Annotated in this window: 9 protein-coding genes and 1 pseudogene; 8 read left to right on the top strand and 2 right to left on the bottom strand. The window is 62.6% G+C overall.

The annotated features are described in order from the left end of the window. Nucleotides 1-29: 29 nt before the first annotated feature. Nucleotides 30-956: an alpha/beta hydrolase gene (locus BRAD3257_RS19575; RefSeq protein ID WP_160118824.1), complete on the top strand. Its 927-nt coding sequence runs from the start codon at nt 30-32 to the stop codon at nt 954-956. Between the two features lie 94 nt (nt 957-1,050). On the opposite strand, the gene gyrA is transcribed toward BRAD3257_RS19575, so the two are convergent. Beyond that, nucleotides 1,051-3,795: a DNA gyrase subunit A gene (gene gyrA, locus BRAD3257_RS19570; protein ID WP_122403159.1), complete on the bottom strand. Its 2,745-nt coding sequence runs from the start codon at nt 3,793-3,795 to the stop codon at nt 1,051-1,053. 311 nt (nt 3,796-4,106) lie between these two features. Next, nucleotides 4,107-4,601, bottom strand: coding sequence for a single-stranded DNA-binding protein (locus BRAD3257_RS19565; RefSeq protein ID WP_122403158.1), 495 nt, complete (start codon nt 4,599-4,601; stop codon nt 4,107-4,109). A gap of 439 nt (nt 4,602-5,040) precedes the next feature. Here BRAD3257_RS19565 and BRAD3257_RS19560 point away from each other — a divergent pair, with 439 nt between their 5' ends. The 7 genes and pseudogenes from BRAD3257_RS19560 to BRAD3257_RS19525 all read left to right on the top strand — a co-directional run bounded on the left by BRAD3257_RS19560 (nt 5,041) and on the right by BRAD3257_RS19525 (nt 15,646). Next, nucleotides 5,041-5,811 (top strand): outer membrane protein, encoded by a 771-nt coding sequence (locus BRAD3257_RS19560; protein WP_122403157.1) that lies wholly within the window; start codon nt 5,041-5,043, stop codon nt 5,809-5,811. A 237-nt stretch (nt 5,812-6,048) separates the two neighbouring features. Further along, nucleotides 6,049-6,741, top strand: a complete 693-nt coding sequence (locus BRAD3257_RS19555) for an outer membrane protein (protein WP_122403156.1) — start codon at nt 6,049-6,051, stop codon at nt 6,739-6,741. A gap of 237 nt (nt 6,742-6,978) precedes the next feature. Beyond that, a complete protein-coding gene (locus BRAD3257_RS19550) occupies nt 6,979-7,731 on the top strand; it encodes an outer membrane protein (protein ID WP_122406661.1) in 753 nt (250 codons plus the stop codon). Between the two features lie 274 nt (nt 7,732-8,005). Continuing rightward, nucleotides 8,006-10,990, top strand: a complete 2,985-nt coding sequence (gene uvrA, locus BRAD3257_RS19545; RefSeq protein WP_122403155.1) for an excinuclease ABC subunit UvrA — start codon at nt 8,006-8,008, stop codon at nt 10,988-10,990. A gap of 220 nt (nt 10,991-11,210) precedes the next feature. After that, nucleotides 11,211-12,556 (top strand): annotated as a pseudogene (locus BRAD3257_RS19540) (IS5 family transposase). A 980-nt stretch (nt 12,557-13,536) separates the two neighbouring features. Further along, nucleotides 13,537-14,178: an HAD family hydrolase gene (locus BRAD3257_RS19535; protein ID WP_122403154.1), complete on the top strand. Its 642-nt coding sequence runs from the start codon at nt 13,537-13,539 to the stop codon at nt 14,176-14,178. 280 nt (nt 14,179-14,458) lie between these two features. Beyond that, complete coding sequence (locus tag BRAD3257_RS19525; protein WP_122403153.1) at nt 14,459-15,646, top strand: hypothetical protein; 1,188 nt, start codon at nt 14,459-14,461, stop codon at nt 15,644-15,646. The last annotated feature ends 11 nt before the right edge of the window (nt 15,647-15,657 follow it).

The following is a 15,657-nucleotide window of genomic DNA, read 5'->3' as shown; positions in this document are numbered from 1 at the left end:
CCCACGCGAATGAATCAAAAGGACGCACCATGAGCCTGCGCGGGGAAATGCTGCGCCTCGGCATCCGCATGTTCCTGAAACGGCACCGTCGGCCATTCGATGTCGGAACGTGGCGGGCAAACATGCATCGCATGGAGAGGTGGGTGCCTCGCCCGCCACGCAGCACCAAGACAAGCGTCGTACAGGTCGGTCACCTCAGATTGCACCGGATCGCCACCCCGGCGTCGCGCCCGGGGCGCAACATGCTGTATCTTCACGGTGGCGCCTATATTTCGGGCGCGCCGATCTACTATCGGCATTTCACCTGGCGCATTGCCAATGTGACCAAGTCGACGGTCTGGGCGCTTGAATATCGCCTCGCCCCCGAACATCCGTTTCCGGCCGCACTGGACGATGCCGTGGCGGCTTTTCTCTGGCTCGCCGGCGAGACGGCCGATCCAAGCGAACTGTTCGTGATGGGTGATTCAGCCGGTGGAGGATTGGCTCTGTGCCTTCTCATGAGACTGCGTGACGAACGCAAGCCGCTTCCTGCCGCCGCGGTTGCCATGTCGCCCTGGACCGATCTGGCGCTCACCGCGCCCTCGTTGACCGAGAATGCCGCATCAGATCCGATGCTGAACGTGGACGATATTCCGGAATTCGTGCGTTGCTATCTGGCAGGCGCCGACCCGTATAACCCCCGTGCATCGCCGCTCTATGGCGATGCATTCGGCCTTCCGCCGGTGCTGATCCAAGTCGGCAGCGACGAGATCCTGCGCGATGACGCGGTCCGTATGGCCAACAAGCTGAAAAACGGTGATCCGCGGAGCCGCCTGGAGGTCTGGCCGCGCATGCCGCACGTGTTCCAGCTCTTCGTCCCGGTGCTGCCGGAAGCCCATGCAGCCATCGCCCAGATCGGAGAATTCATCTCCAACCTGCGTTGCGATACAACTGCGTCGGCTTCCGGGCCAGCCTGAAGCGCGATGAGATCAGGATAAATCGTCGTCATCGCGCTTTGGGCTGTAACATGATCTTTTCGGAAAACCGCTGCGCACTTTTCCGGATCATGCCCTAGGCCCCGCTACCGTTGCCGCTCTCTCCGTTGCCGTTCTCGGCCTCTTCGGTGATGTGCTCGACCGAGACGACGTGCTCGTCCTCGGCGGTGTCGAACACGATCACGCCCTGCGTCGAGCGGCCCGCGATGCGGATGCCTTCGACCGGGCAGCGGATCAGCTGGCCCTTGTCTGTGACCAGCATGATCTGATCGGCCTCCTCCACCGGGAAGGACGCCACGAGGTTGCCGTTGCGGTTGTTGACGCTCATGGCGACGATGCCTTTGCCGCCGCGGCCCGTGGTGCGGTACTCGTAGGACGAGGTCCGCTTGCCGTAGCCGTTGACGGATACCGTCAGCACGACCTGCTCCTGCGCCGACATCTCGACATAGCGCTCCTGCGGCAGCTGGAAGCTGCCGGAGGCCTCCTCGGCCTCGGCGTCCGCTGCCGGCTCCTCGGCCGCGCTTTCGCCAGCCACCGCGCGGCGCATCTTCAGGTAAGCCGAACGCTCGTCCGAGGTGGTCTCGACGTGGCGCAGGATCGCCAGCGAAATCACCTTGTCGCCTTCGCCGAGCGCGATGCCGCGCACGCCCATCGAGGTGCGCCCGGTGAACACGCGCACGTCGGTGACCGGGAAGCGGATGCACTGGCCGCCGGCAGCCGTCAGCAGCACGTCGTCGCGTTCGGTGCAGATCTGCACGTCGACGATCGCCTCCCCCTCCTCCAGCTTCATCGCGATGATGCCGGAGCGGCGGACGTCGACGAAGTCGGACAGCTTGTTGCGACGGACGTTGCCGCCCGTGGTGGCGAACATCACGTCGAGCTGCCCCCAGGTCGATTCATCCTCCGGCAGCGGCATGATGGTGGTGATGCGCTCGCCCTGCTCCAGGGGGAGGATGTTGATCAGCGCCTTGCCGCGTGCGTTCGGCGCAGCCATCGGCAGCCGCCAGACCTTCTCCTTGTAGACCTGGCCGCGTGAGGAGAAGAACAGCACCGGCGTGTGCGTGGAGGCCACGAACAGCCGGCTGACGAAATCCTCGTCGCGGGTCTGCATGCCGGCGCGGCCCTTGCCGCCGCGGCGCTGGGCGCGATAGGCCGACAGCGGCACGCGCTTGACGTAGCCGGCGTGGGAGACGGTGACGACCATGTCCTCGCGCTGGATCAGGTCCTCGTCCTCGACCTCGCCCTCCTGCTCCATGATGACGGTGCGGCGCGGCGTGGCGAACTCCGCCTTCACCTCGGCGAGCTCGGTCTTGATGATGTCGAGAATGCGGGCGCGGGAACGCAGAATGTCGAGATAGTCGCTGATCTCGCCGGCGAGCTTGGAAAGCTCCTCGCCGATCTCGTCTCGGCCGAGCGCGGTGAGGCGCGCGAGGCGCAGCTCCAGAATCGCCCTCGCCTGCTCCAGCGACAGGCGAATGGTGCCGTCGGCATTGATGCGGTGGCGCGGATCGTCGATCAACGTGATGATGTCCTCGACGTCGCGGGCGGGCCAGTCGCGCGTCATCAGGGTCTCGCGCGCCGCAGCCGGCGTCGGCGAGTGCCGGATCACCTTGATGATCTCGTCAATATTGGCGACCGCGATGGCAAGGCCGACCTGCTCATGCGCGCGCTCGCGCGCCTTGCGCAGCTTGTACTTGGTCCGTCGCGTGACGACCTGCTCGCGGAAGCCGACGAAGATCGTCAGCATGTCCTTCAGGTTCATGGTCTGCGGACGGCCGGAATCGAGCGCGACGGCGTTGACGCCGAAGCTCGTCTGCAGCGGCGTGAACTTGTAGAGCTGGTTCAGCACCACGTCGGGCACGGCATCGCGCTTGAGCTCGACGACGACGCGATAGCCGTCGCGGTCGGACTCGTCGCGCAGGTCGGAGATGCCCTCGATCTTCTTTTCCTTGTAGAGCTCGGCGATGCGCTCGACCATCGTCGCCTTGTTCACCTGATACGGGATCTCGGTGATGACGATCGCCTCGCGTTCTTTCCGGATCGTCTCGAAGGTGACCTTGCCGCGCATCACGATCGAGCCGCGGCCGAGATGGTAGGCGCTGCGGATGCCCTGGCGTCCGAGGATGATGCCGCCGGTCGGGAAATCCGGCCCCGGAATGATGTTGTTGAGCTCGTCGATGGTCAGCGACGGATTGTCGATCAGCGCCACACAGGCGTCGATCACCTCGCCGAGATTATGCGGCGGGATGTTGGTGGCCATGCCGACCGCGATGCCGCCGGCGCCGTTGACCAGCAGGTTCGGGAACCGCGCGGGCAGAACCACCGGCTCCTTTTCAGAGCCGTCATAGTTGTCCTGGAAGTCGACCGTGTCGTCGTCGATGTCCTCGAGCAGCTTCAGCGCGATCTTGGTCAGGCGCGACTCGGTGTAGCGCATCGCCGCCGGCGGATCGCCGTCGACCGACCCGAAATTGCCCTGTCCGTCGATCAGGGGCGCGCGCATCGAAAAGTCCTGCGCCATGCGCACCAAGGCGTCGTAGATCGCCTGGTCGCCGTGCGGGTGGTATTTACCCATGACTTCGCCGACGGCACCGGCAGACTTCTTGTGCTTCTTGTCCGGGGTGTCGCCGCGATTGTTCATCGCGAACAGGATGCGGCGGTGCACCGGCTTCAACCCGTCGCGCGCATCGGGCAGCGCGCGCGCCACGATCACGCTCATGGCGTAATCGAGGTACGACTTCTTCATCTCCTCGTAGATGGAAACGGGGCGAATGTCCGAGGGTTGCGCCGGCTGGTCGCCGGGCTTGTTGTCGTCGTCAGCCAAGGGGAAATCCGGTGAGGTTTTATCTGGGAATCATATAGCGCATCCAGGGTCGGATAACCACCCTTGCAGCCCCCTCGAAAGCGCTTTTTCCGCTTATTTTTCCAATAACTTAAGGCTCCGGACCAGCCCCTGAACCGCTCCCGGAATCGGCCCTTCAGAACCACCCGTCGCGCCTGGCTGATCACGCGAGAAGCCGCCCCGTCGGCCAACTTCGCATGGGCGCAACGCGGACCTCATCCCAAACATGAAGCGGGCCCGGAAAATCCGAGCCCGCCCTATCAATTAGTAAGAATTGCTGACACGACGCACGCTCAGAACGGGATATCGTCGTCCATGTCGCTGTTGCGGCCACCGCCGGCGGCAACCGGACGGCGCGGTGCGCTGCTGATGGGACCGGAGGAGCCGAAATCGCCGCCCGGCTCGTCGCCGAAGCTGCCGGCTCCTCCGCCGCCACCGCGGCCGTCGAGCATGGTCAGCGTCGAGTTGAAGCCTTGGAGCACGACCTCGGTCGAGTACTTCTCGACGCCGCTCTGGTCCGTCCATTTGCGGGTCTGCAGCGCGCCCTCGATGTAAACCTTCGCGCCCTTCTTCAGGTACTGCTCGGCGACCTTGCAGAGCCCTTCATTGAAGATCACGACGCGATGCCATTCGGTCTTTTCCTTGCGCTCGCCGGTGTTCTTGTCGCGCCAGGTCTCCGAGGTGGCGATGCTCAAATTCGCGATCGGCCGCCCGTCCTGGGTGCGGCGGATTTCAGGATCCTTGCCGAGATTTCCAACCAGAATGACCTTGTTGACGCTTCCCGCCATCGCCGCTCTCCACTCCGAATGCCACTGAATTTCAAAAGGGCGAATCCGCTGCCCGCGTTGCTCTGCGCCCCGTCGAGGCGACCCTATACGCTTGCGGGCACCGGTCAGCCCGGCACCCCCAGGGTTATCCCCACATATAGCATCACCATCGGCTTTGTTCCAGATTTGTTCTTTGCGGCGACGCACCAGAACATTCGGTCGCGTGCCGATAAAAAGACAATTCCTCCGATGGAACCTTTCCGGGTTCCCGTGAACGGCAAAAACCACTTAACATTCATCAAGTTGCAGCCACTTCAGTCGGTCGCCGAGTGTGGCATTTCGGAGACGGACTCTGCTCTTTCCTTAGGCTACGGTTGCCTCGGAATTAGTTCATATGGGCGTCGCGCCTGATCAGCCGCTTTGGGGATTTCGAGAAGCGGACGAAAGTGGGGAGACTGCAATGAATAAGATTCTGTTTAGTGCAATCGGTGCAATGGCGTTGGTCCTGTCGGCTCCTGCAAGCGCGGCGGATCTCGCAGCGCGTCCTTACACCAAGGCTCCGGCGCCGGCGGTCGCTGCCATCTACGACTGGAGCGGCTTCTACATCGGCATCAACGGCGGCGGCGGCACGAGCCACAAGTGCTGGGACTTCGTGACGCCCGTGACGGGCGTTCTGGTCGGTGAAGGCTGCCACAACGCCACGGGCGGCACGGTGGGTGGCCAGGTCGGCTATCGCTGGCAGTCGGCGAACTGGGTGTTCGGCGTCGAGGGCCAAGGCAACTGGGCCGACTTCTCCGGCGACAACATCAGCCCGCTGACTGGCCTGCGCGATCGTTCCAAGATCAACGCTTTCGGTTTGCTCACCGGCCAGGTCGGCTACGCCTGGAATAACGTGCTGCTCTACGTGAAGGGCGGCGGCGCCGTCGTCGGGGATCGCTATCGCACCTACGATCTGGCGACAGGCCTCGAATTCGATCGCGCCAACGAGACCCGTTGGGGGGGCACGGTCGGTGCAGGCATCGAGTTCGGATTCGCGCCGAACTGGTCAGTCGGCTTGGAGTACGACCACATCTTCCTCGGCAACCGCACGATCAACTTCACCGGATCCGGCAATTTCGCCATTGCCCCGCTCGGTGTCGTCACACGGTCCGAGCGCATCAGCCAGGACGTCGATATCGGCCTCATCCGCGTGAACTATCGCTGGGGTGGCCCGGCGATCGCGAGGTACTGATATCTCGCTGAAATTATTCGGAGATCAAAGGCCGGCCTTGCGCCGGCCTTTCTTGTTTCGGCTCGATCGCTTGGAAGTAATAAGTCAGTAACCATCACCTTTTGCGGCTATGTGGCTTTTCGGAGACACAACGTGCGCCTTTGGTGGTGTAGAGATGGCATCAGTTGGGCCGTTGAGTCCGCTGCCCTTCCGTCGCGGAAGGCAACAACAGAAACTGGGACTGGGATTAAGTTGAAAATGAAAAAGGTTTTGCTGGCTTCGGCCTGTTTGCTCGCTCTCGCCGCTCCGGCCTCGGCCGCTGACCTCGCGGCGCGCCCCTACACCAAGGCTCCGGTCGCTCCGGTCGCTGCTGTCTACAACTGGACCGGCTTCTACCTCGGTATCGTCGGCGGCGGCGCGTGGGAAAACGCTTCGGGCGACCCGAAGATGAAGGGTGGCTTCGTCGGTGGCACCGCCGGTTACAACTGGCAGACCGGCAACGTGGTGTTCGGCGTTGAGGCCGATGGCGCCTGGGCCGACGTCAGCGCGACGGCTGCAGGTGTGGTTTTCGTCCCCGGCGTCGGTGGCGTCCCCGCCTCGCTGACCTCGAAGACCGACGCGATGGGCACCGTGCGCGGCCGCATCGGCTGGGCTGTCAACAACGTGCTGTTCTACGGCACCGGTGGTTACGCCTGGATCGACAACAAGCTCACCGCCAGCCTGGGAGCCCTCTCGGTCTCCGACAGCAAGTTCCACTCCGGCTGGACCGTTGGTGCGGGCGTCGAGGCGTTCTTCGCTCCGCAGTGGTCGGTCAAGGGCGAGTACCTCTATCGCAGCCTGGGCGGCGAGACCTACTTCTCGGGCGCCATTCCTACCGGCACGCTCAACTTCCACACCGTGCAGGTCGGCGTGAACTATCACTTCGGCGGCCCGATCGTCGCGAAGTACTGAGCTGCGTCTCTGACGCTACCCGCGTTACGAAAGGCCGGCCTCGCGCCGGCCTTTTTGTTGTTTTCAGGCGCGTAGCAATACGCCAGCCCGCCCCCAGCGTTTTCGCCGAGATGTGGCTCCAGGGAGACACAACCTTTGGCTTCGGTGGTGTAAAATCACCACGTTACTTGAGTCATAGGGTCCGCTGCTCTTCCGCTCTCCGGAAGGCCGGAATGGAAACGGAACTGGGGAATGGATATGAAGAAGCTTTTGCTGGCTTCGGCCAGTTTGTTCGCACTCAGCGCGTTGGCACCGGCCTCGGCAGCCGATTTGGCGGCCCGCCCCTACACCAAAGCTCCGGTCGCGCCAGTCGCGATGTACAATTGGAGCGGCTTCTACCTCGGCATCAACGGCGGTGGTGCCTCGAGCCGCAATTGCTGGGATCTCAATGCTGTGCTCGGCGCGCCAATCCCGGTCGTGTCCGAAGGTTGTCACAACGCGACCGGTGGACTCGTCGGTGGTCAGGTCGGCTATCGCTGGCAGGCGGCCAACTGGGTGTTCGGGCTCGAAGCTCAAGGAGACTGGGCCAATCTGAAGGGGTCGAATGCGAGCCCGCTTGCCGCATTCGCGCCGGTCGTCAATCAGACCAAAATCGATGCGATCGGCCTGTTCACCGGCCAGGTCGGCTATGCCTGGAACAACGTGCTCTGGTACGTGAAGGGCGGCGCCGCGGTCACGCACGCCAAATATAACGGCCTTCTGGGCGGCGTGGTCGTCGACAGCGCAAGCGAGACCCGCTGGGGTGGCGCGGTCGGCACCGGCCTCGAATTCGGTTTCGCACCGAACTGGTCCGTTGCCATCGAATACGACCACCTGTTCATGGGCGGCCGCAACCTCAATTTCACTGTGCTTGGCATCAACGACCGGACCGACCGTATCAAGCAGGACGTCGACATGGGCACCGTTCGCCTGAACTACACTTTCGGCGGCCCTGTCGTCGCGAAGTACTGATCGCTGACCGACGTCACATCGCCACGAAAGGCCGGCCTCGCGCTGGCCTTTTTGTTGCGGCGGGCTGTTCAGGTGCAGTTCCGCGCCCGCTTGCTGCCACTTGCCGCCAGCGCGCCAACAATCCGTTGACGATTCGCAAGTCCCACTGGAAATCCTCCGCCGTTCTTCCTACGTTCGCTGCCATACCCATCGGCGCCGATCCCGGTTCCGGGCGAAGCGCGCCTTTTGCATTGGCGCGATCGCGCGTCTTTGGATTCCTTGAGGGACCAGCGGGATGGACGAAGTGATCAGGGCGAAGCGCCAACAACAGAACGCGGGCTCCAGCCTGCGCGCAATTACGATCCGCGGCGCGCGCGAGCACAACCTCAAGAACATCGACGTCGAGATTCCCCGCGACAAGCTGGTGGTGTTCACCGGCCTCTCCGGCTCCGGCAAATCCTCGCTCGCCTTCGACACCATCTATGCCGAGGGCCAGCGCCGCTACGTCGAGTCGCTGTCGGCCTATGCCCGCCAGTTCCTGGAGATGATGCAGAAGCCCGACGTCGACCAGATCGACGGCCTGTCGCCGGCGATCTCGATCGAGCAGAAGACGACGTCGAAGAACCCGCGTTCCACCGTCGGCACGGTGACCGAGATCTACGACTATATGCGCCTGCTCTGGGCCCGCGTCGGCGTGCCCTATTCGCCCGCCACGGGCCTGCCGATCGAAAGCCAGACCGTCTCGCAGATGGTCGATCGTGTGCTGGCGCTGCCCGAAGGCACCCGCCTCTATCTGCTGGCGCCGGTCGTGCGCGGCCGCAAGGGCGAGTACAAGAAAGAGCTCGCCGAATGGCTCAAGAAGGGCTTTCAACGCGTCAAGATCGACGGCACCTTCTACGAGCTGGCGGAAGCCCCAAGCCTCGACAAGAAATTCCCGCACGACATCGACGTCGTGGTCGACCGCATCGTGGTCCGCTCCGACATCGGCCAGCGCCTCGCCGAGAGCTTTGAGACCGCGCTGAAGCTCGCCGAGGGGCTCGCCGTCGTCGAGTTCGCCGACGCGCCCGCAGCCGCGCCCGCCGAAGAGAAAGAGAAAAAGAAGACCGCCAAGATCCACGACAAGAGCGGCCCCGAGCGCATCCTGTTCTCGGAAAAGTTCGCCTGCCCGGTGTCCGGCTTCACCATTCCCGAGATCGAGCCACGCCTGTTCTCCTTCAACAATCCTTACGGCGCCTGCCCCGCCTGCGGCGGCCTCGGCGTCGAGCAGCATGTCGACGAGGATCTCGTCATCCCCGAGAAGGATCTGACGCTGCGCAAGGGCGCGATCGCGCCCTGGGCCAAATCGTCATCGCCCTATTACGTGCAGACGCTGACCGCGCTCGGCAAGCACTACAAGTTCACGCTCGACACCAAGTGGAAGGATCTGCCGAAGAAGACGCAGAACGCGATCCTCTACGGCTCGGGCGAGGACGAGATCAAGTTCTCCTATGAAGACGGGGTGCGTTCCTACGACACCAAGAAACCGTTCGAGGGTGTCATCACCAATATCAACCGCCGCTACCGCGAAACCGAAAGCGAGTGGGCCCGCGAGGAGCTGGCGAAGTACTTCCACGACGTGCCCTGCGAGGGCTGTAATGGCTTCCGCCTGAAGCCCGAGGCGCTTTGCGTCAAGGTCGGCGGCAAGCATATCGGCGAGATCTCGGAGCTGTCGGTGAAGAAGGCCGGCGAGTGGTTCGCGGGCGTGCCCGAGGCGCTGAACAAGCAACAGAACGAGATCGCCGGCCGCATCCTGAAGGAGATTCGCGAGCGCCTCACCTTCCTGCTCGACGTCGGCCTCAACTATCTCACGCTGTCGCGCTCCTCCGGCACGCTGTCCGGCGGCGAGAGCCAGCGCATTCGCCTGGCCTCGCAGATCGGCTCCGGCCTGACGGGCGTGCTCTACGTGCTCGACGAACCCTCGATCGGCCTGCACCAGCGCGACAACGCCCGCCTGCTCGATACGCTGAAGCGGCTGCGCGACCTCGGCAACACCGTGGTCGTGGTCGAGCATGACGAGGATGCCATTCGCCTCGCCGACTACGTGCTCGACATCGGCCCCGGCGCCGGCATGCATGGCGGCAACATCGTCGCCGAAGGCACGCCCGCCGACATCATGCGCAACCCGAAATCGCTCACCGGCAAGTATCTCACCGGCGAACTCGAGGTCGAGGTGCCGGAGCGGCGTCCGCCGAACCACCGCCGCACCATCAAGGTGGTGAACGCGCGCGGCAATAATCTCAAGAACGTCACGGCGGAGATTCCGCTTGGCCTGTTCACCTGCGTCACCGGCGTCTCCGGCGGCGGCAAGTCGACGCTGCTGATCGACACGCTCTACCGCGCCATCGCCCGCAAGCTGAACAATGCCAGCGAAGGTGCCGCGCCGCACGATCGCATCGAAGGCCTGGAGCACATCGACAAGATCATCGACATCGACCAGTCGCCGATCGGCCGCACCCCGCGCTCCAACCCCGCGACCTACACCGGCGCCTTCACGCCGATCCGCGAATGGTTCGCGGGTCTTCCCGAAGCCAAGGCGCGCGGCTACGAGCCCGGCCGCTTCTCCTTCAACGTCAAGGGCGGCCGCTGCGAGGCCTGCCAGGGCGACGGCGTCATCAAGATCGAGATGCACTTCCTGCCCGATGTCTACGTCACCTGCGACGTCTGCAAGGGCAAGCGCTACAACCGCGAGACGCTGGAGGTGCTGTTCAAGGGCAAGAGCATCGCCGACGTGCTCGACATGACCGTCGAGGAAGCCGCCGAGTTCTTCAAGGCGGTGCCGCGCGTGCGCGAGACCTTCCAGACCCTGCACCGCGTCGGCCTCGACTACATCCATGTCGGCCAACAGGCCACCACGCTCTCAGGCGGCGAAGCCCAGCGCGTCAAGCTCGCCAAGGAGCTGTCCAAGCGCGCCACTGGCCGCACGCTCTACATCCTGGACGAGCCGACCACCGGCCTGCACTTCCACGATGTCAAGAAGCTGCTGGAGGTGCTGCACGAGCTGGTCGCGCAGGGCAACACGGTCGTCGTCATCGAGCACAATCTCGAAGTCATCAAGACCGCGGACTGGGTCATCGATCTCGGCCCCGAAGGCGGCGATGGCGGCGGCGAGATCGTCGCCTGGGGCCCGCCGGAAGATATCGTCAAGGCGCCGCGGAGCTATACGGGGAAATTCCTGGCTCCGGTACTGGAGAAGGCGCGAAAGCCGAAGCGGAGGCGTGCGGCGAGCGAGGCGGCGGAGTGAGGGTCGGTTTGGACTCGGCCAATCTACGCGAAACCAAAGGTCTGCAATCAGAGTCATCCGTGAAGAGCGGCTAAGCGATTGAGCTGGAATCGCATTTGTGGTTGCGGGGTGTTTTAGGATTGCAGGGTTTTGATGCTTCGGGCATCGGAACCTTGCAATTTCATTTTCAGGATTCCGTCGAATCGCCAGACATGATTCGGTGGCCGCATCGGAGGTGGCGATGCGACCGAAGAAGCACAGGACGACGGGATCGGGCGATCTGTTCCGGGCCAGGCTGGACCAGATCATCAACATGAAGCACGAGCTGGTTCAGCTCGCTGGCAAGGTCGATTGGGACTGGATCGACGGCGAGATCGCGCCGCTCTACAGCGAGAACGGCCGGCCCGGCATCGCGACCCGCTTCGTGATCGGGCTGCTGCTGCTCAAGCACATTTACGGCCTGTCCGATGAGGGGTCTGCGAGCGCTGGGTCCACGACCCATATTTCCAGTACTTCACCGGCGAAGAGTTCTTCCAGCACGCCTTCCCGCACGAGCGCTCGGACCTGAGCCACTGGCGCAAGCGGCTCGGCGACAAGCTGGAACTGCTGCTGGCCGAGAGCCTGCGGGTGGCGCACGAGGCCGGCGCGTTACGCGGCCAAGACCTCAAGCGGGTCACAGTCGATACCACGGTGCAGCCAAAGGCCATCACCTTCCCGACCGATGCCAAGCTGCTGCACGCGGCGATCAAGGGGCTCAACCGTCTAGCGAGGAAGCACGGGATCAGGCTGCGGCAGTCCTATCTTCGCATTGCCAAGACCGCGGCCATGATGGCTTCCCGCTACGCCCATGCCAAGCAATTCCAACGGCATCAGCGGCAGTTGCGCATCCTGCGCAGCCGGTTGGGCCGGATCATCCGCGATATCCGCCGCAAGATCGAAGCTCAGGCCGTGCTCGAGAACGCCTTCGCCCTGCCGCTCAGCCGGGCCGCGCAGATCCGCTCGCAGCAGCAGCGCCAGCGCGGCTGGAAGCTGTATTCCTTCCATGCTCCGGAGGTCGAGTGCATCGGCAAGGGCAAAGCAGCCGCGCCTTACGAGTTCGGTGTCAAAGCCTCCATCGTCACCAACAACCGCCGTGCTCCCGGCGGCCTGTTCGTGCTGCACGCCAGGGCGCTACCCGATAACCCGTACGACGGTCACACCCTGCGGGACGTCATCGACCGCACCGAGACACTCACCGGCTATCCGATCGAGCGGGCCTATGTCGACAAGGGATACCGCGGCCATGACGCGCAGAACCCGCGCCGTGTCTTCATCTCCGGCCAGAAGCGCGGCGTCTTCGGTATCATCAAGCGCGAGCTGCGCCGCCGCTCCGCCATCGAACCCGTCATCGGACACCTGAAGGCCGATGGTCACCTCGGCCGCTGCTACCTCAAAGGCCGCGCCGGCGATGCCGCCAACGTCATCCTCTCTGCCGTCGGTCACAACTTCCGCCGCATCCTCGCCTGGCTGAGGGTTCTTTGGTGCCTCTTCCTGGCCACCCTCATCGCAGCCATCAGCGACCGCTCACCGCTGCAATCGGCTTCTTAACGGACGACATCAGACAATCATCGGAGACCGGGCTGCCACATCGGGCGGCCCCTTCGCAGATGCGCAAAGTTGTTCAGACGACTACGCTATTAGCCGACACAACCTATGGTTATCTCGCGGGTGATGACTATACTCAATTGGCTTCGCCGCGGAGATGAGATTTGAGCGACGTAATTGATCAGTCAAGCTTTCGTTTCCAATTCAACATCACAATAGAGGAAGATAGATCCTTCCGAAAACTTGTAGGCAAACGTCTAAAGGTGCACTTCGATACGGAAGCCTACCAAGTTCAAGCGCTCAACATTTGGGCTGTCCTGATGATAGCGGGTCTATCACACTGCAAACTCTGTTTGTATTGGTAGTCTGCCTCGTACTTGGGCAGATTCAGGCATTTTTCCTAACATTGCGGATCATCCGACGAATCCAGGACAACCTGTTTGAGGTAGATCGCGTAGCGCAAATGACATGGAACGTCACTCTTGACGATAGCTCGATTGTCGTCAGAACCCCCGGCAGCGAACGCCGGAGGACGTGCTGGCATTCCATCAAGGGCGTGACAGATGCATCGACCATGGTGGGGATATGGTACAATTCAGGGCAAGGCTTTTTCATACCGGCGCGAGCCTTTTCCGATCCCTCCGCACACGCTGCTTTTGCTGAATGGGCCAGTGAGCGGCTCCGGTCCGCCACCGTTTCCTCGAGCGCCGTCAAGTCCGCTTAATGGCGATACCGGGCCGCGCGCGCCCTTACCTCCATGTCGCTCAGGCTCGCGGCATATTCGGCGATATAAGGCACGTCGCGACCGGCGCGCGGCTCTCGTACAGGGGAGGCAGCGATGCACTCATCGGCGAGCCAGAGCATTGGCTTGCCGCCCATGATTGCAGGTTGATTTCGATCCGCTCGTGTCGCATGGCTGTGCTCGAACTCGCGAATACTAGCACGCGACCTCTCGCTCGTCGGTGAGCTCAAAATCAGCCCCCATGCCCTATGCCCTCGTCATCTTTGACCTCGACGGAACCCTCGCCGACAGCTTTCCCTGGTTCCTGCGCACCATCAACGACGTCGCCGATCGCTTCAATTTTCGCCGCGTAAGGGATGAGGATATCGAGGAGCTCAGGCATGCGTCGAGCCGCGAGATCCTGACCCGGCTCGAGGTGCCATTGTGGAAGCTGCCGGCGATCGCGCGGCATGCGCGGCGGTTGAAGGCGGAGGCAGCTGGCGAGATTTCGCTGTTTGCGGGCGTTGAGACGATGCTGCGGACGCTGGCCGACAACGGCGTGCAGCTCGCGCTGGTGACCTCCGACAGCGAAGCCAATGCGCGCGAGAAGCTCGGCGAGTCCGCCGCACTGTTTTCGCATTTCGACTGCTCGGCGTCACTGTTCGGCAAGGCCGCAAAATTCCGTCGAGTCATCCGGCGCGCGGGTGTTGAGCCTGGCAAGGTCATCTCGATCGGCGATGAGGTCCGCGACATCGAGGCGGCACGCACTATCGGAATTGCCTGCGGCGCGGTTTGCTGGGGCTACGCGGCCCCGGCGGCGCTGCGAGCTCGGGGGCCCGACCACATGTTCGAGCGGATGAATGAGATCACGGATATCGCCGGCCGCATCCCGGCCAGGATATGATCCGCATTTGCCAAGCAAGGCCCAGGGAGATGGTGATGACGCTCACGGACGCAGTCCGCCTGAACTCCTGACGTCGCCGGTCGGCAGGGTGCGCGTCGTGCTCGATACCGATATCTACAACGAGATCGACAATCAGTTTGTCGCTGGTCCAGATGCTGCTGTCGACTTTTTTCGGGTAGCAAACCACAAGTAGAAAAATCTGTGGTATCGTATTCACTCCCAAGTTTCTTCAGCGACTATTGTGCACGGTGGTATCCCGACAAAAGCCCGGAGAAGCTGAATGTTGGGCCGGTTTGCCGAAATCTTCGCCAAAGAGATATCAGCGCTGATCGACGCGCTCGTGAAAGCCGAGCCGCTAAAGGCGCTATCTGCAAAGATCGTATTCATCGCGACCCTCGTCGCCGAGTCCATCTACACCGACATCTTTGATCGCGTGGCCCTACTCCTTGCTACGCGGCTTGCCGAGAGGTTAGCGACGAAACCCCAACAGATCGAAGCTACGCAGAAGCTGGTCGACCAGATAGGCAGGGAGATCGCTATCGATCGAGGCGCGATTTTTCTGAGCGGCCTGCTCTGCCTCCTGATGACAATCGTGTGTCTCGTCGCCCCCTTGCTGTATCGGTTCGCTTCGCGACGTCGCCTACGCATTTTCGTCTCGTTCAACCGTGTTCGCGGCGATGCCGCAGAACAGTTGCACGTCTTTCTTGAGAGAAAAGGGTTTGCGGTATCCCGGCTCCCGTTTGACGACAAGGCGGAGCATCAAGCTCTTCTACGGAAGATTGTCGAGCTGCTGAAGAAAACCGAGCTCGTGGTTTGCATTCCCGGTCCATCAGATTCATTCGTGGAACACGAAATCCTGGCCGCGACGACGATCGGTCACCCGGTCGTCCTCCTGATATCAGGGGACGACGGCACGATCCCGAACACGGCAGACAAGCGCTACCCGGTCTTTCAGATCGAGGCTCTCGCCGACAACGGTTTCCATCCCCTCGAGATATTTCTCAGCTTCATCGGCGGTGACTTGCAGTCCATGCTGGAAATCTGCAAGCGATCGCTTCGACAGGGAAAGGCGATATCGTGGGCAATCGCAATGACGTTTCTTCTCGTCACCATGGCGTTGTGGCTCCTGTCAGCATTCCTGGTGTACAGTAAGGCCGCGTCGCTTCAGCCTGAAGCGACCGATCCGTTGCCGATGATGTTGGCTGTCGGCGTCCAAGCATTGGTTTTCGCCGGCCTTTGCGTTGTCCCCGCGACGTTTTGCGCATTCATCAGCATGCGGATTCTGCTCAGTCTGTATCGACAATTGCGAGCGCAATGGCTGGCGGAGCTTAAGGTCGAGGTCGCTGCGTTCAGTCGCGACGATTGGGCTGACCTGATGCACGACGTATCTTCCGGTCCGGCGATCTACGAGGCAATGCTCCAGCTGGCGCCCCTGGCCCATCATGAAAGAGCTGCCGGCATCGCCTGAGCTTCAGCGAA

It is taken from the genome of Bradyrhizobium vignae (assembly GCF_900324035.1).
Lineage (GTDB): Bacteria > Pseudomonadota > Alphaproteobacteria > Rhizobiales > Xanthobacteraceae > Bradyrhizobium > Bradyrhizobium vignae.
This window is presented reverse-complemented; position numbering and strand designations above follow the sequence as displayed.

Coding starts and splice junctions, on each gene's coding strand:
- BRAD3257_RS19535 (WP_122403154.1), top strand. CDS start 13,537: ATGCCCTATGCCCTCGTCATCTTTGACCTCGACGGAACCCTCGCCGAC.
- BRAD3257_RS19555 (WP_122403156.1), top strand. CDS start 6,049: ATGAAAAAGGTTTTGCTGGCTTCGGCCTGTTTGCTCGCTCTCGCCGCT.
- BRAD3257_RS19525 (WP_122403153.1), top strand. CDS start 14,459: ATGTTGGGCCGGTTTGCCGAAATCTTCGCCAAAGAGATATCAGCGCTG.
- BRAD3257_RS19575 (WP_160118824.1), top strand. CDS start 30: ATGAGCCTGCGCGGGGAAATGCTGCGCCTCGGCATCCGCATGTTCCTG.
- uvrA (WP_122403155.1), top strand. CDS start 8,006: ATGGACGAAGTGATCAGGGCGAAGCGCCAACAACAGAACGCGGGCTCC.
- BRAD3257_RS19560 (WP_122403157.1), top strand. CDS start 5,041: ATGAATAAGATTCTGTTTAGTGCAATCGGTGCAATGGCGTTGGTCCTG.
- BRAD3257_RS19550 (WP_122406661.1), top strand. CDS start 6,979: ATGAAGAAGCTTTTGCTGGCTTCGGCCAGTTTGTTCGCACTCAGCGCG.
- BRAD3257_RS19565 (WP_122403158.1), bottom strand. CDS start 4,601: ATGGCGGGAAGCGTCAACAAGGTCATTCTGGTTGGAAATCTCGGCAAG.